An 18,412-nucleotide genomic window follows, 5' to 3' on the forward strand; every position below is an offset into this window, starting at 1 on the left:
GAGGGATGCACAAACCTGTGGATAACTCTGTTGACAACAATTTGATAAGTGTCTGGTTCGTCGCACAAATCCGTGTCAGATCTGAAACATGCGTCTACGGGTTGCGAACCTTGTCCATGATGGCCAAAGATCGGTTGGCTTGCAGGACCAAGGCGTAACTAAGCTTGTCGTAGGTACGGAAAACCATTAGCAGGCCGGCCCGTTCGTCGGGGATTTTTACCTGTTCACCGGTGATCCGGTCGCGCACGGTCTCGCTGGTCTTGTAGATCGCCAGCACGTTGCCCTCGGTCAGCCCGTCGCGTTTGCCCTTGTCGAGCGTGACTACGTCCAGCACGCTGACCTGGGTGACGCCGCGTGGCACATCCAGAATCAAACCGTCTATCGGCGCCTGCGGAGCGCTGGGCAGAAACGTCGAGTTGATGGCCCGCTCTTCGCTGCTGAATAAACGATCGCCCAGACGCACTTCCTGTGTGGAGCGCTGCAGAATCAGGGTCGAGACGTCACCCTCGGTGGCAACCACCTCGGCGCTGCCGACGTCATCGGCATTGATCCCCAGCACTTCCTGGGTCTTGGGATCGACGTAGGTCTTGCCCTGACGGAAGATGCCATAGACGCTGTGCGCCGGGTCCAGCGCGCCCCGTGCATAGGCGCGATCACCGTTGCCACTGAGCACGCGCTCGGCATTGCCCGCAACGATGTAGGGGGCTTTTTCGAACTGCTCGGCGCTGTCGACAATCCGATTGTTGATCAGGAAGGCGTTGATCGCGCCCAGCGGAATGCTCGGAATGGCCTCGACCATTGGCGTACTGCGCACACGCGGTGACAATTTGATGGTGCCACGCGACTGGCCCCGATTGAGCGTCACGCGCGGCTGACCATCGACCCAGGTTAGCGCGAGGGTGTCACCGGGGTAGATCAGGTCAGGATCATGGACTTGCGGATTGGCCCGCCAGATCTCGCGCCATTTCCACGGTTCACGCAAGAACTTGCCGGAAATGTCCCAGAGTGTGTCCCCGGCGACAACGGTGTAGCTCTGTGGATAGCCTTCCCTGAGTTGCACTTGCGCCTGCGCAAGACCGCTGGCGGTCAGCAGCAGCAGGGCGAGTAGTGATTTCCTCATGCGGTGAATCCCTTTATCATGTTGCCTCACGCGAACCCTAGAGTCCTGTCCTGGGCTGCCTGCCTTGAACTCCCGGGCCCGGCACCCAACATTGACTTTACCTTAACAGTGCAGCTCTTACGTATATGGCCATTCTAAACATCCTCGAATTTCCCGATTCGCGCCTGCGCACCATCGCCAAACCTGTGGCGATGGTAGACGACGGCATTCGCCAGTTGGTCGACGACATGTTTGAAACCATGTACGAAGCGCCAGGTATTGGCCTGGCCGCGACTCAGGTCAACGTCCACAAGCGCGTGGTCGTCATGGACCTGAGCGAAGACCGCAGCGAACCGATGGTCTTCATCAATCCTGAAATCGAAAAACTGACCGATGAAATGGACCAGTATCAGGAAGGCTGCCTGTCGGTGCCGGGCTTCTACGAGAACGTCGACCGTCCGCAAAAGGTCCGCGTCAAGGCGCTGGACCGTGACGGCAATCCTTACGAACTGGTGGCCGAAGGGCTGCTCGCGACCTGCATTCAACACGAATGCGATCACCTGAACGGCAAGCTGTTCGTCGATTACCTGTCCAACCTCAAGCGTGACCGGATCAAGAAGAAGCTCGAAAAGCAGCACAAGCTCAACGCCTGATCCGTCGTTACCCCAAAAGGCCTGAACAGGCCTTTTTTTATAATGAGAACTCCATGACTGAGCCACTGCGCATCGTCTTCGCCGGCACCCCGGAATTCGCCGCCGAACACCTCAAGGCCCTGCTCGACAGCCCTCACCAGATCGTCGCCGTGTACACCCAGCCCGATCGCCCGGCCGGTCGTGGACAAAAGCTGATGCCCAGCCCGGTCAAGCAACTGGCGCTGCAACATGACGTACCGGTCATGCAACCGCCCACACTGCGCGATCCCGACGCGCAGGCCGAACTGGCAGCGCTGCAACCCGATTTGATGGTGGTCGTCGCCTACGGCCTGATCCTGCCGCAAGTGGTGCTGGATATTCCGCGCCTGGGCTGCATCAACAGCCATGCGTCGCTGCTGCCGCGCTGGCGCGGTGCGGCGCCGATTCAGCGCGCGGTGCAGGCCGGTGATGCCGAGAGCGGCGTGACCGTGATGCGCATGGAAGCAGGGCTGGACACCGGGCCGATGCTGCTCAAGGCGGTCACCCCGATTACCGCGCAGGACACGGGCGGCACGCTGCATGATCGCCTGGCCGAACTCGGTCCGCCTGCTGTGTTGCAGGCTATTGCCGGTCTGGCGGACGGTACGCTGGTCGGCGAGGTTCAGGATGACAGCCTGGCCAACTACGCCCATAAGCTGAACAAGGACGAAGCACGCCTGGACTGGACGCGTCCGGCCGATGAGCTTGAACGCCTGGTCCGCGCCTTCAACCCCTGGCCGATCTGTCACAGCACGCTGAACGAAGAAACCCTGAAAGTCCTGGCCGCCGATCTGGCCGAAGGGCAGGGCGCGCCGGGGACGATTCTCGGCGCCAGCAAGGATGGCCTGATCGTCGCCTGCGGGCAGAACGCGCTGCGCCTGACCCGTCTGCAATTGCCGGGCGGCAAGCCGCTGAACTTCACTGACCTGTTCAACAGCCGCCGCGAGAAATTTGCCATCGGCACGGTGCTGGGCCAATGAACCCGCGTCTGGCCGCCGCCAAGGCACTGGCTGCCGTACTCAGCGGCAAGGCCTCGCTGAACAGCTCGTTGCCGACTCAACTGGACAAGGTCGAGGTGCGTGATCGTGGCCTGACGCAGGACCTGGCATTCGGCACCGCGCGCTGGCAGCCACGCCTGTCGGCACTGGCGGCCAAGCTGCTGCAAAAGCCCTTCAAGGCCGCCGACGCCGACGTTGAAGCCTTGTTGCTGGTCGGCCTTTATCAGCTTTTCTACAGCCGCATTCCGGCCCATGCTGCGATTGGCGAAACGGTGGGCTGCGCCGACAAATTGAAAAAGCCGTGGGCCAAAGGCTTGCTCAACGCCGTGCTGCGCAATGCGCAACGTGACGGCGAGGCGCTGCTGATCGAGCTGGAACACGACCCGGTGGTGCGTACCGCCCACCCGCGCTGGCTGCAGAAAGCTTTGAAAGCCGCCTGGCCGGAACAGTGGGAAGCCATCTGCGCGGCCAACAATGCGCACCCGCCAATGATCTTGCGCGTCAACCGACGCCATCACCGTCGCGATCAATACCTCGAACTGCTCGACACTGCCGGCCTGCAAGCCAGCGCGTGCATCTTCAGCCAGGACGGCATCGTCCTCGCCGAGCCGTGCGATGTGCGCTCGCTGCCCGGTTTTGCCGAAGGCTGGATCAGCGTGCAGGATGAAGCCGCGCAACTGGCCGCCGACCTGCTGGAACTGGCCCCCGAGCAACGGGTACTCGATGCCTGCTGCGCGCCGGGCGGCAAGACCTGCCACTTGCTGGAAGTGCAGCCGCAACTGAGCGGCGTGGTGGCGGTGGATCTGGAAGCCAAGCGTCTGGTGCGCGTGCGTGAAAACCTCGATCGCCTGGGGCTGGATGCCGAGCTGATTGCAGCCGACGCCCGCGAGACCGCGCAGTGGTGGGACGGCAAACCGTTCCAGCGCATCCTGCTCGACGCACCGTGCTCGGCGACCGGCGTGATTCGTCGGCATCCGGACATCAAACTGACTCGCCAGGCAGATGACATCGCCGCGCTGGCGGCCTTGCAGGGCGAGCTGCTCGACGCGTTGTGGCCTACGCTGCAGGTAGGCGGCATGCTGGTGTACGCGACCTGCTCGACGCTGCCAACCGAAAACACCGACGTCATCGAGGCGTTTCTGGCGCGTACCTCCGGGGCCAGAGAGCTGGACATCGCCGGGCAGGCCGGACAGCCGCCCGCGGGTATCAAGCAAGCCCATGGTCGCCAGCTGCTGGCCCAGCAAGGCGGCCACGACGGTTTCTACTACGCCAAACTGATCAAGATCGCGTCGGCGCGGGAGTAAGCGCGTGAAAATCATCATTCTGGGTGCAGGGCAGGTAGGCGGTACGCTGGCCGAGCATCTGGCGGGCGAAGCCAACGACATCACCGTGGTCGACACTGACGGCGACCGGTTGCGCGATCTGGGCGACCGCCTGGACATCCGCACCGTGCAGGGCAAGGGCTCCTACCCGGCGGTGTTGCGTCAGGCCGGCGCGGACGACGCCGACATGCTGGTCGCGGTGACCAGCAGCGACGAAGCCAACATGATTGCCTGTCAGGTGGCCCATACGCTGTTCCATACGCCGACCAAGATCGCGCGCATCCGTGAAGCGGCGTACCTGACACGCGCAGGCCTGTTCGATAAAAACGCGATCCCGGTCGACGTGCTGATCAGTCCGGAGCAGGTCGTCACCAACTACATCAAGCGTCTGATCGAGTACCCCGGTGCGCTGCAGGTGATCGACTTCGCCGAAGGCAAAGCGCAACTGGTCGCGGTCAAAGCCTACTACGGCGGCGCGCTGGTCGGTCAGCCGCTGCGTCAGCTACGAGCGCACATGCCGAATGTCGAAACGCGCATCGCGGCGATCTATCGCCGCGACCGGGCGATACTGCCGCATGGCGACACGGTCATCGAGGCCGACGACGAGGTGTTCTTCATTGCCGCCAAGGCTGACATTCGCGCCGTGATGGGCGAGCTGCGGCGCCTGGACGAGAACTACAAACGTATCGTCATCGCCGGCGGCGGCAACATCGGCGAGCGTCTGGCTGAAGCCATCGAAAGCCGCTATCAGGTGAAGATCATCGAAGTGAGCCCGGCGCGCTGCCGCTATCTGTCGGAACACCTGGACAGCACGGTGGTGCTGCAGGGCAGCTCGTCGGACCGCGACCTGCTGCTGGAAGAAAACATCGGCAACACCGACCTGTTCCTGGCGCTGACCAACGACGATGAAGCCAACATCATGTCGTCGCTGCTGGCCAAGCGTCTGGGCGCACGCAAGGTGATGACGCTGATCAATAACCCGGCCTACGTCGACCTGGTGCAGGGCGGTGAAATCGACGTTGCGGTCAGCCCGCAACTGGCAACCATCGGCACGCTGCTGGCCCACGTGCGCCGCGGTGATATCGTCAGCGTGCATTCGCTGCGACGCGGTGCAGCCGAAGCCATCGAGATCGTCGCTCACGGCGACTCGAAATCCAGCAAGGTCGTCAGCCGTGCGATCAAGGACATCAACCTGCCGACCGGTACGGCAATCGGCGCAGTGATCCGCGACGAACAAGTGCTCATTGCCCATGACATCACGGTGATCGAATCCGGTGACCATGTGATCATGTTCCTTGTGGACAAGAAGTGCATTCGCGATGTCGAGCGGCTGTTCCAGGTCGGCCTGAGCTTTTTCTGAACCGCTGCTGAACAGGGCATGACCCTGACTGAACCTCTTGCCGGCCGGCCCTGTCGGCAACGCTCGTCGACTCGGACGAATTCTCTCTGAGCCCGTGTATCTCAGACACACGAGCATCATGCCTTCACGGGCTTTAGTGAGAGAGAACACACCCCATGTCCGAATCGGAAAATTCCCCGGCCCCGCTTCAAGGATCACAGACCGACGGTACACCGGCGGGTGGCTGGCCCGCGCTCAGTGCGGTCAACAAGCACCTGTTGCACCAGCATGTGCTGATCAAGGGCAACCGCACGCTGATGTCCATGAACAAGCCTGGCGGCTTCGACTGCCCCAGCTGCTCCTGGCCGGACCCGAAGAAGCCGCACACCTTTGAATACTGCGAGAACGGTGCCAAGGCACTGGCCTGGGAATCGACCAAGAAACGCGTGACTCCAGAGTTCTTCGCCCGGCATACGGTCAGCGAACTGGCCACCTGGAGCGACCACGAGCTGGAAGCAGAAGGCCGTATTACCGAGCCGATGCGCTACGACGCCGCCAGTGACAAATACCTGCCCGTCACCTGGGACGAGGCGTTCGCCGAGATCGGCGAAGAACTGCGCAACCTGAGCGACCCGTGGAAGCTGGAGCTGTACACCTCAGGGCGCACATCGAACGAAGCCGCCTTTCTGTATCAGCTGTTTGGCCGGATGTACGGCATGGCCAACTTCCCTGACTGCTCGAACATGTGCCATGAGACCACCACCGCGGCGCTGCCCGAGTCGATCGGGGTCGGCAAAGGCACCACGACGCTGGAGGATTTCGAGAGCGCCGACGCGATTTTCATCATCGGCCAGAACCCCGGGACCAACAGCCCGCGCATGATGTCCGAGCTGCACGCCGCCGCGCGCCGGGGCGCGAGCATCATCTCGTTCAACCCGCTGCGGGAGAGGGCGCTGGTACGTTTTGCGGCGCCGCAGGACCCGCGCGACATGCTCAGTCTGCATGGGGTGGAAATCAGCTCGCAGTACCATCAGGTCAGGATCGGCGGCGACATGATCGCCCTGCAAGGCGTTTGCAAGGCCGTGATCGAAGCCGACGATGTGGCGCAGCGTGAACACCTGCCACGCGTCCTCGATGTGACGTTCATTGAAGAACACACCCATGGCTTCGAGCAGTACGCCGATTACTGCCGACAGTTGCCCTGGGACATCATCGAGCGCCATTCGGGCCTGACGCGTCAGGCCATCGAAGAGGTGGCGGCGGTCTATAAGCGCTCGAAGGGGGTCATCTGCTGCTGGGGAATGGGCATCACTCAGCACAAGCGCGGCGGTGACGCCATGCAGCAGATCATCAACCTGCTGCTGTTGCGCGGCAACATCGGCAAGCTCGGTGCGGGTGCTTGCCCGGTACGTGGACACTCCAACGTACAGGGCGACAGGACGATGGGCATCTATGAAAAGGCCGGAGAACCGTTTCTGGCCAGCATGAGCAAGGTGTTCGGTTTCGAGGCGTCCAGAAAAAAAGGTCACGCCGTGGCCGAGACCTGCGAAGCCCTGTTGCGTGGCGAGGTGGAAGCGCTGATTTCCATGGGCGGTAATTTTTTCCGTGCCATTCCGGACACCGATGTGATCTGCCCGACCGTCAGCCGTCTGAAAATGACGGTGCTGGTCAACACCAAGCTCAACCGCAGCGCGACAGTCCATGGCCAGAAGGCCTTTCTGCTGCCGTGCGTGGCGCGTTCGGAACGCGACCTGCAGAACGGTGTGGCGCAAACCATTACGGTGGAGGACTCGATGTCGATGGTGCACGGCTCGACCGGCATGCTCGAGCCTGCGTCGAAACATCTGATTTCCGAAGTGGCGATCATTGCCGGTATCGCCAAAGCGACGCTTGCGCCCAATCCCAAGGTGGACTGGGACAGCTATGTGGGCGACTACTCAAGGATTCGCGACAAGATCGAAGAAGTGTTACCCGAGCAGTTTTATGACTTCAATCAGCGCATCCTCGAACCCGGAGGGTTCCGCTTGCCCAATGCCGCCAGTGAGCGCAAGTGGGACACCGAGTCGGGCAAGGCCAACTTCCTCTTTCCCGAAGGCATCTACGACGAAGACGACACGCCGCCGGGCGCCGAGCATCTGCAGTTGATGACGATCCGCAGCCATGACCAGTTCAACACCACGGTGTATTCCAACGATGACCGCTATCGGGACATCTTTGGCGACCGCATGGTGGTGATGCTCAACCCGCAGGACATCGAGCGCCTGGGGCTGAAGGCCGGGGACTACATCGAGTTTCAGACGGCGCTCGACCCGACCACCGCGCGGCGTGCAGCGGGTTTCAAGGTCATCCCCTACGACGTGCCGCAGGGTTGCTGCGCCGCGTACTACCCGGAGACCAACGGCCTGCTACCACTGGCCAATCGGGATAAACACGGCAATACCCCTGCGGCCAAATCCATCCCGGTGAACCTGGTGCGGATGAGTTCAGAGGGTACTCAGGTGGCGCTGGAGCGACGCGGGTTGATTGCGGCGGCCAGTTGAGGGAAACACGATCGTGCCCATGCTCCAGCGTGGGCATGCCGTTCTGGACGCTCCGCGTTCTATCCTGAGAACTGTGGCGCGGCGCAGATTTGTGACGCAGAGCGTCACGCACTGCATTCCCACGCTGGAGCGTGAGGAACGATAGGTGTCTGCAGAAACACGATCGTGCCCATGCTCCAGCGTGGACACGCCGTTGCGGACGCTCCGCGTCCGGTCCTTTCTAGTACCAGCGCGCCTCACCTGGCGGGCGTTTCTTGAAGCGCTTCATGGTCCACATGTACTGGCTCGGATACGCCCGCACGTATTTCTCGACCACTTTGCTCATCGCCGCTGCCGAGGTTTCGGTGTCGGTGCTGTACATCGCTTCGGGCGCCGCTTCGAGTACCACTTTGTAACCCGAACCGTCCGGCAGGCGCATGGCGTGCAGGAAGACGCCGACTGCCTTGCCGCCTGCCAGCATGTTCGGCACAAACTTGCTGGTCAGGGCCATGGTGCCGCAGAAGGGCACGAAGATGCCCGCTGATTCGGCCGGCTCCGGATCGGCCGGAATACCCACCGAGCCGCCTTTGCGCACTTCCTTGATGACACTGAGAATGCCTTCCTTGGTCGACGCCGCCACCCGGTTGCCCAACTGCACACGCTGTTTGCGCAACAGGTCGTCCACGGCTTTCAGCTTGGGTGGACGATAGAAAATGATCGGCTTGCACTGGCTGCAGTAGAAGTGATTGAGCACTTCCCAGTTGCCCAGGTGACTGGTGATGCCGACCACGCCCTTGCCGGACGCCAGCGCGTCCTTGAGCACATCGAGCCCTTCGACTTCACGCACCAGGTCGATCGATTTCTGTGCCGGCCAGATCCACGCACAGGCGCTTTCGGTCAAGGTCTTGCCGATGTCCATGAGGCTGCGGCCGACGAGTTTTTCCAGCTCGGGTTCGCTCAACTCAGGGAAGCACTTGGACAGATTGATCCGCGCCACTTCCCGCGAGCGGTTGGGCAGCTTCCACATCAGCCAGCCAATCGCGGTGCCTGTCCACTGCACCGCGCGCCATGGCAACAGCGCAAACAATCGCAACGCCCCGACCATTACGGCGCCTTTGAACTTATCCACAGATGACTCCCAGATTCTCGAGGCGGGTAGTGTAACCGTCAGCGGCTCAGGATCGCATACCGATCGCAATCGACAGTGTGGTCCATGACCATGCCGCTGGCCTGCATGTAGGCGTAACAGATGGTCGGGCCGACAAAGGTGAAACCGGCCTTTTTCAGTGCCTTGCTCATCGCTTCGGCCTCGGCGGTAATCGCCGGGACTTCGCTGCGATCCTTGAAGTGATTGATCTTCGGGGTACCACCGACAAACGACCAGAGCAGCGCGACCGGGTCTTCCAGTGCCAGCCAGGCCCGCGCATTGGTGCGCACCGCCTTGAGCTTGAGGCGGTTGCGGATGATGCTCGGATCAAGCATCAGCGCCTCTATTTCGGCATCGCTCAGCTGCGCCAGGCGCTCGACGTCAAAACCGTGCAGCACTTCGCGATAACGCGCGCGCCGCTTGAGAATCGTGATCCACGACAGCCCGGCCTGGAACCCTTCGAGCAAAAGCAACTCGAAGAGCTTCTGCGCATCGCGCAGCGGCACTCCCCACTCCTGATCGTGATATGCGATGTACAGGGGGTCTTCGTTGCACCAAAAGCAGCGTGTCATAGGGCTCCCAAGGAGTGGACGTGCGGCCGAATCGGGTATACTCCCGCTCTTTGAATCGCAGCCCAGCACAGGTGAAATTTGTGAGCCAGCCTACGCCAGCCGTGCGTACCTTCCAAGACTTGATCCTCGCCCTCCAGCAATACTGGGCAGAACAAGGTTGCGTGGTACTTCAGCCCTACGATATGGAAGTAGGCGCCGGCACGTTCCACACTGCCACGTTTCTGCGCGCCGTAGGCCCGGAAACCTGGAACGCCGCTTACGTACAGCCAAGCCGTCGCCCGACTGACGGCCGTTACGGCGAAAACCCGAACCGCCTGCAGCACTATTACCAGTTTCAGGTGATTCTCAAGCCGAACCCGGACAACTTCCAGGAACTGTACCTGGGCTCGCTCAAGCACATCGGTCTCGATCCGCTGGTGCACGACGTGCGCTTCGTCGAAGACAACTGGGAATCGCCGACGCTGGGCGCCTGGGGTCTGGGCTGGGAGATCTGGCTCAACGGCATGGAAGTCTCGCAGTTCACCTACTTCCAGCAGGTCGGTGGTCTGGAGTGCTACCCGGTTACCGGCGAAATCACCTACGGCCTCGAGCGTCTGGCGATGTACCAGCAGGGCGTGGACTCGGTCTACGATCTGGTCTGGGCTGACGGCCCGTTCGGCAAAGTGACCTACGGCGACGTGTTCCACCAGAACGAAGTGGAGCAGTCGACCTACAACTTCGAACACGCCAACGTCGACAAACTGTTCGAGCTGTTCGACTTCTACGAAAGCGAAGCCGCACGCCTGATCGAGCTGGAGCTGCCATTGCCCGGCTACGAAATGGTCCTCAAGGCCTCGCACACCTTCAACCTGCTGGATGCCCGTCGCGCGATTTCCGTGACGGCGCGTCAGCAATACATTCTGCGCGTGCGCACGCTGGCCCGTTCGGTGGCTCAGGCCTACCTGCAGGCTCGGGCCCGTCTCGGCTTCCCGATGGCGCCGCCCGATCTACGCGATGAAGTGTTGGCCAAGCTGGAGGCAGCGCAATGAGTGCTCAAGATTTTCTGGTCGAACTGGGCACCGAAGAACTGCCACCCAAGACCCTCGTCTCGCTGGCCGATGCGTTTCTCGCCGGTATTGAAAAAGGTCTCGCAGGCGCAGGTCTGACCTACAGCGCCAAACAGGTCTACGCCGCACCGCGTCGTCTGGCCGTGCTGATTACCGCACTGGCCACGCAACAACCGGATCGCAGCGTCAACCTCGACGGCCCACCGCGTCAGGCCGCGTTCGATGCCGACGGCAACCCGACTCAGGCCGCCCTGGGCTTCGCCAAGAAGTGCGGCGTCGACCTGAGCGAAATCAATCAGAGCGGTCCGAAACTGCGTTATAGCCAGACCATCCTCGGCAAGCCGACGACGTCGCTGTTGCCGACCATCGTCGAAGACTCGCTGAACGACCTGCCGATTGCCAAGCGCATGCGCTGGGGTGCTCGCAAGGAAGAGTTCGTGCGGCCGACCCAGTGGCTGGTGATGCTGTTCGGTGATCAGGTGGTGGACTGCACGATCCTCGCCCAGAGCGCGGGTCGTCATTCGCGCGGTCATCGCTTCCATCATCCGCAAGACGTGCGCATTTCTTCGCCTGCCGGTTACCTCAGTGACCTGCGCGCCGCTCATGTACTGGCCGACTTCAACGAACGTCGCCAGATCATCAGCAAACGCGTCGACGAGCTGGCCACCCAGCAGGAAGGCACCGCCATCGTACCGCCAAGCCTGCTGGACGAAGTGGCCGGTCTGGTCGAGTGGCCGGTTCCGCTGGTGTGCTCGTTCGAAGAGCGCTTCCTGGAAGTCCCTCAGGAAGCCTTGATTACCACCATGCAGGACAACCAGAAGTATTTCTGCCTGCTGGATGTCGACGGCAAGCTGCTGCCGCGCTTCATCACCGTGGCCAACATCGAGAGCAAGGACCCGGCACAGATCATCGCCGGTAACGAGAAGGTGGTTCGTCCACGCCTGACCGACGCCGAGTTCTTCTTCAAGCAGGACAAGAAGCAGAAGCTCGAAACCTTCAACGATCGCCTGAAGAACGTCGTGTTCCAGGCGCAGTTGGGCAGCGTGTTCGACAAGGCCGAGCGTGTGTCGAAACTGGCCGCTTACATCGCACCGCGCATCGGCGGCGACGCCCAGCGTGCTGCGCGGGCCGGTCTGCTCTCCAAGTGCGACCTGTCGAGCGAGATGGTCGGCGAGTTTCCGGAAATGCAGGGCATTGCCGGTTACTACTACGCCAAGGCCGACGGCGAGCCGGAAGATGTCGCGCTGGCGCTCAACGAGCAGTACATGCCACGTGGCGCGGGTGCAGAACTGCCGACCACACTGACCGGTGCTGCGGTGGCCATTGCCGACAAGCTCGATACGCTGGTCGGTATCTTCGGTATCGGCATGCTGCCTACCGGCAGCAAGGACCCGTATGCCCTGCGTCGTGCAGCACTGGGCATCCTGCGCATCCTGATCGAGAAGAAGCTCGACCTGAACCTGGTCGAAACGGTGAAATTCGCCGTCGCGCAGTTCGGCGCGAAGATCAAGCCGGCCGGTCTGGCGGAACAGGTTCTCGACTTCATCTTCGATCGTCTGCGTGCGCGTTATGAAGACGAAGGCGTCGACGTAGCGGTGTACCTCTCGGTACGTGCCCTGCAACCGGCTTCGGCGCTGGATTTCGATCAGCGCGTCCAGGCGGTCCAGGCCTTCCGCAAACTGCCACAGGCCGCTGCACTGGCCGCAGTGAACAAGCGTGTATCGAACCTCTTGAGCAAGGCCGAGGGCAGCATTGCCCAGACCGTCGAGCCCAAGTATTTCGACAACGCCAACGAGTTCTCGCTGTACTCTGCCATCCAGCAGGCCGATCACGCGATCCAGCCTATGGCTGCCGAGCGTCAGTACAGCGAATCGCTGGCGCGTCTGGCGATGTTGCGTGAGCCGGTCGATGCGTTCTTCGAAGCCGTGATGGTCAACGCGGAAGACGCCAACGTGCGTGCCAACCGTTATGCCCTGTTGTCGCGTTTGCGCGGCCTGTTCCTCGGCGTCGCCGACATCTCGCTGCTGGGCTGACAAGGAGTCGCTGTGAAACTGCTGATACTCGATCGGGATGGCGTGATCAATCATGACTCCGACACTTACATAAAGTCGGTGGCGGAGTGGCTGCCCATTCCTGGCTCGATCGAAGCTATCGCAGCGCTGAGCAAGGCCGGCTGGACGGTGGCCATCGCTACCAACCAGTCGGGCATTGCCCGAGGTTATTACGATCTGGCCACTCTGGATGCCATGCACGTGCGCTTGCGCAAGCTGGTGGCAGAGCAGAGCGGCGAGCTCGGTTTGATCGTCTATTGCCCGCATGGGCCAGACGATGGCTGTACCTGCCGCAAGCCAAAACCCGGCATGCTGCAGGCCATCGCCCGTCATTACGCAGCGGACCTCAAAGGTCTCTGGTTCGTGGGCGACAGCAAGGGTGACCTGCAAGCCGCATTGGCCGTCGATTCTCAGCCTGTGCTGGTAATGACCGGCAAAGGCCGCAAGACGATGGAAGGCGGAGTGCCGGCAGGCACATTGATTTTTGACGATCTGGCGGCAGTTGCCGCAGAACTTATCCACAACAGCACTCACTGAACAATCAGCTCTTCAGGTTCAGGACGCTAAGGAGCGGGCACCTGCCCGTACGGTAAACGTAACTATGTCGATCATGCAGGCAATCAGGACCTTCTTCTTTTACCTGTTGCTGGGCACCAGCTCGCTGCTGTGGTGCACATTGAGTTTTTTCATTGCGCCTTTTCTGCCGTTCAAAGCCCGCTATCGCTTCATCAACGTCTACTGGTGCCGCTGCGCCATCTGGCTGACCAAGGTGTTTCTGAACATCAAGGTTGAAGTAACTGGCGCCGAGAACGTACCGAAAACCCCCTGCGTGATCATCTCCAACCATCAGAGCACCTGGGAGACCTTCTTTCTGTCGGCGTATTTCGAGCCGATGAGTCAGGTCCTCAAGCGTGAACTGCTGTACGTGCCGTTCTTTGGCTGGGCGATGGCAATGCTGCGCCCGATCGCCATCGACCGCGAAAACCCGAAAGCCGCACTCAGGGAGATTGCCAAGAAGGGCGACGAGTTGCTCAAGGACGGCGTCTGGGTATTGATCTTCCCGGAGGGCACACGCGTGCCTTACGGCCAGGTCGGCAAATTCTCTCGCGGCGGTACTGCACTGGCAGTGAACGCTGATCTGCCTGTGCTGCCTGTTGCGCACAACGCAGGCAAGTACTGGCCTCGCGACGGCTGGGCGAAAAAGCCAGGCACCATTCAGGTGGTGATCGGCGAGCCGATGTATGCAGAAGGCACAGGCCCACGTGCCATTGCTGCGTTGAATGAGCGTGTGCAGGCCTGGAATGAAGACACACAACGCGCAATGGGTTCGCCTGTCGAGCCTGCAGCCACCCCCGAAAAAGTCCCGGCGTGATTTTGTGGATAACCTGTGTACGGTTTTTCTGAAATCGCTGAAAAAGGCTGTCTAACCTGTTAATTCGTATACATATTTTTTCAGGCTATAAAAACCGGAAAAACGTGCATAAGTTTTGATGATGTATCAGAAACCGACCTTTAAGAGGTCGGTTTTTTTATGCCCGGGGGTTGGCGAAGTTTCAAGCCGATATTCCCTTGCAGGCACTCCGAAGCGCTGGCGGAAGACTCTGCTGAAGTAAGCGACATCACTGAATCCCCAACGCCAGGCGATCTCGCTGATCTGTCGATTGGCGAGTAATGGCTCGCGCAGATCACTGGCGCAGCGTTGTAGCCGGGAGCCCAACAGGTAGCGCCCGAACGAGGTCTGTTCATCCTGAAACAGGCTGCTGACATAGCGCGTGCTGACTCCGAATCGGACGCTGACACTGGCCAGAGACAGTTTTGTATCTGCCAGGTTGGCCTGAATATGGTCCTTAATGCGCAGCAGTAAGCCACTGCGTCTCGAACCTTGTGCCTGCCCTTTGACTCTTTCGGACAAAGCCATTGCCAACAAGTCCAGCCCTTGCTCGGTTATCCGCGCCTGCTGCGATTCGCCTACCCGGTTCTCGAGTGCAGCGAGACCGGTAAAAAAGTCGAAGACCAGTCCATTGAGCGGGTTATCGCGAGACATGGATAAAGCGGTCAGATACTCCAGATTGCACAGGCGCTGCTGCAGACTGTTGCGCGGGATTTGCACCACGGTCTGACTGAACGCACTGTCGAAGTGCAGTCGGTAAGGGCGACGAGTGTCGTAGATAGCAAAGTCGCCGACCTCCAATATCGCTTCGCGTCCCTCTTGAGAAACCTGCGCCCGGCCTTCAAGCGCCAGACTCACCAATACGAACTCGTCGTCACTGCGCGAAATACTCGAGGTATCTCGAACGACCGTCTGCTCGCAGGCCTGTACTTCAACCAAGCCAAGCCCTGCGACGCTATGCGAGCGCAAACGACCCTGGAAGTTTTGTCGATCCGGGAAGGCACATTCCAATGGCACGAAAGTACTGCACACCACTTCCTGCCAGAACTCTGCCCGTTCCCGCACGACAATGCTGTTGGTATCGAAATAGATGCTCATCGCGTTCAACCTGCACTTCGATGCGTCGAGCCAATCGCCATGCAAGTCTGAAACCATCCCTGTCAGCCTATCCCTTCCAGTCAAAAAGCCGTTCCTTTTCGTCCTAATACCGTCGTCAGGAAAGCTCATAGCCTGTGGCCATCCAACAGCCATTCGAGTTTTGACGATGAAAGACCCTCTGAAAGTCGCCTGTGTGCAAGCTGCGCCCGTGTTCCTGGATCTGGACGCCACCGTAGACAAGACCATAACCCTGATGGAGCAGGCGGCAGCCGCCGGAGCCGGTCTGATTGCATTCCCGGAAACGTGGATTCCGGGCTATCCGTGGTTCTTGTGGCTCGACGCACCGGCCTGGAACATGCCGTTGGTGCAGCGTTATCACCAGCAGTCTCTGGTGCTGGACAGTGTTCAGGCCCGACGTATCAGCGATGCGGCTCGCCATCTCGGTCTCTATGTGGTGCTCGGTTACAGCGAGCGCAACAAAGCGTCGCTGTATATCGGTCAGTGGATCATCGACGATCACGGTGAAACGGTTGGCGTGCGTCGCAAGCTCAAGGCTACTCATGTGGAACGTACGATGTTTGGCGAAGGCGACGGGGCATCATTGCGTACCTTTGAAACCCCTGTCGGCGTTCTCGGTGCGCTTTGCTGCTGGGAGCACCTGCAACCGCTTTCCAAGTACGCCATGTACGCACAGAACGAACAGATCCACGTAGCGGCCTGGCCAAGCTTCAGCCTGTACCGCAACGCCACGAGTGCCCTGGGCCCCGAGGTCAATACTGCGGCTTCGCGGGTTTATGCCGCAGAAGGGCAATGCTTCGTCCTCGCACCCTGTGCAATCGTTTCCCCTGAAATGATCGAAATGCTTTGCGACAGTGATGCCAAACGCAGCCTGCTGCAGGCCGGTGGCGGGCACGCACGGATTTTCGGTCCGGACGGAAGTGATCTGGCGACCCCATTGGGCGAACATGAGGAAGGTCTGCTCTACGCAACACTTGATCCAGCCGCATTGACCTTGGCCAAAGTAGCAGCCGACCCGGCTGGACATTACTCACGTCCCGACGTCACTCGTCTGATGTTCAATCCCAATCCCACTCCATGTGTAGTCGATCTGCCAGGCCTGCCGATCAGCAGCGAGTCCATCGAGCTGCTTCGGCCTGACATCGCGCTGGAGGTGTGACATGCACTCAGCGATTCCTGAACATCTGCGCAAGCCACGTGAGCTGAACAGCAATCTGCCCGAGGGCTATCAACCACCTTTTCCTGCATGGTCCGCGCGTTTCGATCCGCTGGCAGGGCAGGTGGTGATGGCTTATTTCGGCGTCCAGTCCCTGCATCCGGTAGGTCTGCCAGAACTGGCAGCGATAACCGCTTGGTTTGATAGCGACTCAGGCCCGCGGTATTGGGACAGCGCATGTTGCGTGGACGCCGATGGTTTCCATACCTGCATAGCCATCGCTTACTGGCACGACGTGGACGCTTTCAATCGGTGGCGAAACAGCTCGGGGTTCTTGCGCTGGTGGCAGGATCCGGCTCGTGAAACAGGGCCGCTGGGATGGTTCCTAGAGGTCGTTTGCCCCAGCACGGAGCGTTTCGAAACATTGTTCTCCGCCCCGGATGTGCCCGAAGGTGTTACTCACCTGGCCACTCACATGAGTGAGCCTATTCAGGAACACGCGTACTGGGGCAGTTCCCGCGACCGTATCCCTTTTGCCCAGACTGATGCACTGGCAGGTAGCAGCAATCCTTCAAGTGCGGACGTGCTGCGTGCTGGCAGGGTGCGTATGTCCGGTCGCGACAACCTGTGCCTGATTCGCTCCGGGCAGGACTGGAGCAGCACCACCGGACAGGAACGTGATCTGTACCTGAACGACATACAGCCCGTGTTGCAGACCGGCATGACGTTTCTGCGCGACGAAGGCGCCACCGTCGGCTGCCTGAGCTGTCGCTTCATGCAAGCGCTGGACAACGAGAGCGGCGAGCCTTTGGAGAAGAGCTTCGGCCTCGCCTGGTTCGATGACCTGAGCAACCTGGAGCGTTGGGCAAAGACCCATCCCACTCATGTGGCGATCTTCGGCGGCTTCATGCAGTACGTACAGACCCTCAACTTCCAGGTCCAGTTACGCCTCTACCATGAGATCGCGGTGATCCCCCGTGAGGCCCAGTATTTCGAATACCTCAATTGCCACCCCGGCAGCGGCTTGCTGAGCCGCTGACACGCATTAATCCTTGAGGAAACAGATATGCAAAGACTCAACCTGGTTGCTCGTTCAGTGCTGGCCAGCTCTACCATGCTGTGTTGGTCGACCGTGACTCATGCCCTGGAAATCACCGCAGGCGATTATGAGCCGCTGCCTGTCGGCATGAACGCTTTGCTGGTTTATGCACAACACGCTGAAAGCTCGGACTTTTACAGCAACGGTCACAAAGTCTCGGACGATTTTCGACTCAAGACCGATGTCAGCCTGGTTCGCTATATCCACTCGTTTGCGCTGAGCAACAACGCGGTGATAGAGCCACAGTTCATCCTGCCTTATGGACATCTGAAAGCTGGTGGTGAGGCAAACGCGCTTGGCCAGACCACCGGCGCCGGAGATCTGATTCTCGGCGCACCGGTAAAGTGGACCTTAGCCACTGCAAATAAGGATGTCTTTTCCGTGGCGCCTTACCTTTATTTGCCTACCGGCAGTTACGAAAACGACGACACACTCAACCTGGGTGAAAACCGCTGGCGTCTTTTGCTGCAAGCAGCCTACATCCATCACTTCAATGCCAGATGGGCTCTGGACACCGCTGCGGATGTCTCATGGTTCAGCGATAACGATGATTACGGTTCAGGCAGTGACACATTGGCACAGAAGACCCGCTACGAATATCAGGCTTACCTGAGCTACAACGTTTCGCCGCAAACCCGGTTTGCCGTTGGTGGAGGCCATATTGATGGCGGAGAAAACCGGGTGGGTGGCGTCAATCAAGACGATCAACTAAGCACTACCTACCTGCGTGTGAGTGCCACTCACATGCTGACCCCGTCGATTCAGGTCCAGGCCGTACTCGGCAGGGATGTAGAAGTGGAGGAGGGCTTCCGGGAAAAGTCCCGCTTGAATCTGCGACTGGCGAAACTGTTTTAGAGCACAAACAAAAACCCCGGCTTTCGCCGGGG

16 protein-coding genes are annotated in these 18,412 nt (G+C 60.3%); 12 read left to right on the forward strand and 4 right to left on the reverse strand.

Annotated features, from left to right (window positions below; translation table 11 throughout):
* Positions 1-94 precede the first annotated feature (94 nt).
* On the reverse strand, positions 95-1,120 hold the full coding sequence (locus tag QRN50_RS15145; protein WP_003401462.1) for a LysM peptidoglycan-binding domain-containing protein: 1,026 nt from the start codon (positions 1,118-1,120) through the stop codon (positions 95-97).
* Positions 1,121-1,245: 125 nt separating this feature from the next.
* Between QRN50_RS15145 and def the strand changes: the two genes are divergently transcribed.
* The 5 genes from def to QRN50_RS15170 all read left to right on the forward strand — a co-directional run bounded on the left by def (position 1,246) and on the right by QRN50_RS15170 (position 7,969).
* Entirely contained in the window at positions 1,246-1,752 is a 507-nt protein-coding gene (gene def, locus QRN50_RS15150; protein ID WP_024651204.1) for a peptide deformylase, read from the forward strand.
* 53 nt (positions 1,753-1,805) lie between these two features.
* On the forward strand, positions 1,806-2,750 hold the full coding sequence (gene fmt, locus QRN50_RS15155; protein ID WP_096126631.1) for a methionyl-tRNA formyltransferase: 945 nt from the start codon (positions 1,806-1,808) through the stop codon (positions 2,748-2,750).
* A complete protein-coding gene (rsmB, locus tag QRN50_RS15160) occupies positions 2,747-4,072 on the forward strand; it encodes a 16S rRNA (cytosine(967)-C(5))-methyltransferase RsmB (protein WP_024639362.1) in 1,326 nt (441 codons plus the stop codon). The genes fmt and rsmB overlap by 4 nt, the downstream gene beginning before the upstream one ends.
* Before the next feature lie 4 nt (positions 4,073-4,076).
* Positions 4,077-5,450: a Trk system potassium transporter TrkA gene (gene trkA, locus QRN50_RS15165; RefSeq protein ID WP_024659693.1), complete on the forward strand. Its 1,374-nt coding sequence runs from the start codon at positions 4,077-4,079 to the stop codon at positions 5,448-5,450.
* 155 nt (positions 5,451-5,605) lie between these two features.
* Positions 5,606-7,969, forward strand: a complete 2,364-nt coding sequence (locus QRN50_RS15170) for an FdhF/YdeP family oxidoreductase (RefSeq protein ID WP_096126630.1) — start codon at positions 5,606-5,608, stop codon at positions 7,967-7,969.
* Positions 7,970-8,189: 220 nt separating this feature from the next.
* Here the strand turns inward: QRN50_RS15170 and QRN50_RS15175 are convergent, their stop codons facing one another.
* Positions 8,190-9,077: a lysophospholipid acyltransferase gene (locus QRN50_RS15175; RefSeq protein WP_003401447.1), complete on the reverse strand. Its 888-nt coding sequence runs from the start codon at positions 9,075-9,077 to the stop codon at positions 8,190-8,192.
* 38 nt (positions 9,078-9,115) lie between these two features.
* Positions 9,116-9,667, reverse strand: a complete 552-nt coding sequence (locus QRN50_RS15180; RefSeq protein WP_003401445.1) for a DNA-3-methyladenine glycosylase I — start codon at positions 9,665-9,667, stop codon at positions 9,116-9,118.
* An 80-nt stretch (positions 9,668-9,747) separates the two neighbouring features.
* Here QRN50_RS15180 and glyQ point away from each other — a divergent pair, with 80 nt between their 5' ends.
* The 4 genes from glyQ (at position 9,748) to QRN50_RS15200 (ending at position 14,136) form a co-directional block, all read left to right on the forward strand.
* Positions 9,748-10,695, forward strand: a complete 948-nt coding sequence (glyQ, locus tag QRN50_RS15185; RefSeq protein WP_002551326.1) for a glycine--tRNA ligase subunit alpha — start codon at positions 9,748-9,750, stop codon at positions 10,693-10,695.
* Complete coding sequence (glyS, locus tag QRN50_RS15190; protein WP_096126722.1) at positions 10,692-12,746, forward strand: glycine--tRNA ligase subunit beta; 2,055 nt, start codon at positions 10,692-10,694, stop codon at positions 12,744-12,746. Before glyQ ends, glyS begins: the two co-directional genes overlap by 4 nt.
* A gap of 12 nt (positions 12,747-12,758) precedes the next feature.
* Positions 12,759-13,301 carry a D-glycero-beta-D-manno-heptose 1,7-bisphosphate 7-phosphatase gene (gene gmhB / locus QRN50_RS15195; RefSeq protein ID WP_096126721.1) on the forward strand — a complete coding sequence of 181 codons (543 nt, stop codon included), beginning with the start codon at positions 12,759-12,761 and terminating at the stop codon, positions 13,299-13,301.
* A gap of 64 nt (positions 13,302-13,365) precedes the next feature.
* The gene (locus QRN50_RS15200; protein WP_011266128.1) at positions 13,366-14,136 is read left to right on the forward strand and encodes a lysophospholipid acyltransferase family protein; all 771 of its coding nucleotides are present in this window, start codon (positions 13,366-13,368) and stop codon (positions 14,134-14,136) included.
* A gap of 126 nt (positions 14,137-14,262) precedes the next feature.
* Here QRN50_RS15200 and QRN50_RS15205 read toward each other — a convergent pair whose 3' ends face one another.
* Positions 14,263-15,252, reverse strand: coding sequence for an AraC-like ligand-binding domain-containing protein (locus QRN50_RS15205; protein WP_024639360.1), 990 nt, complete (start codon positions 15,250-15,252; stop codon positions 14,263-14,265).
* Positions 15,253-15,418: 166 nt separating this feature from the next.
* Between QRN50_RS15205 and QRN50_RS15210 the strand changes: the two genes are divergently transcribed.
* From QRN50_RS15210 to QRN50_RS15220, 3 genes are read left to right on the forward strand one after another with little or no spacing between them, the layout of a single operon-like run.
* Positions 15,419-16,429 (forward strand): nitrilase, encoded by a 1,011-nt coding sequence (locus tag QRN50_RS15210; protein ID WP_060406244.1) that lies wholly within the window; start codon positions 15,419-15,421, stop codon positions 16,427-16,429.
* A 1-nt stretch (position 16,430) separates the two neighbouring features.
* Positions 16,431-17,465 (forward strand): phenylacetaldoxime dehydratase family protein, encoded by a 1,035-nt coding sequence (locus QRN50_RS15215; protein WP_011266125.1) that lies wholly within the window; start codon positions 16,431-16,433, stop codon positions 17,463-17,465.
* A 27-nt stretch (positions 17,466-17,492) separates the two neighbouring features.
* Positions 17,493-18,380, forward strand: coding sequence for a transporter (locus QRN50_RS15220; RefSeq protein ID WP_024639357.1), 888 nt, complete (start codon positions 17,493-17,495; stop codon positions 18,378-18,380).
* The last annotated feature ends 32 nt before the right edge of the window (positions 18,381-18,412 follow it).

This window comes from Pseudomonas sp. MEJ108, from assembly GCF_030208985.1.
GTDB classification, from domain to species: domain Bacteria; phylum Pseudomonadota; class Gammaproteobacteria; order Pseudomonadales; family Pseudomonadaceae; genus Aquipseudomonas; species Aquipseudomonas fragariae.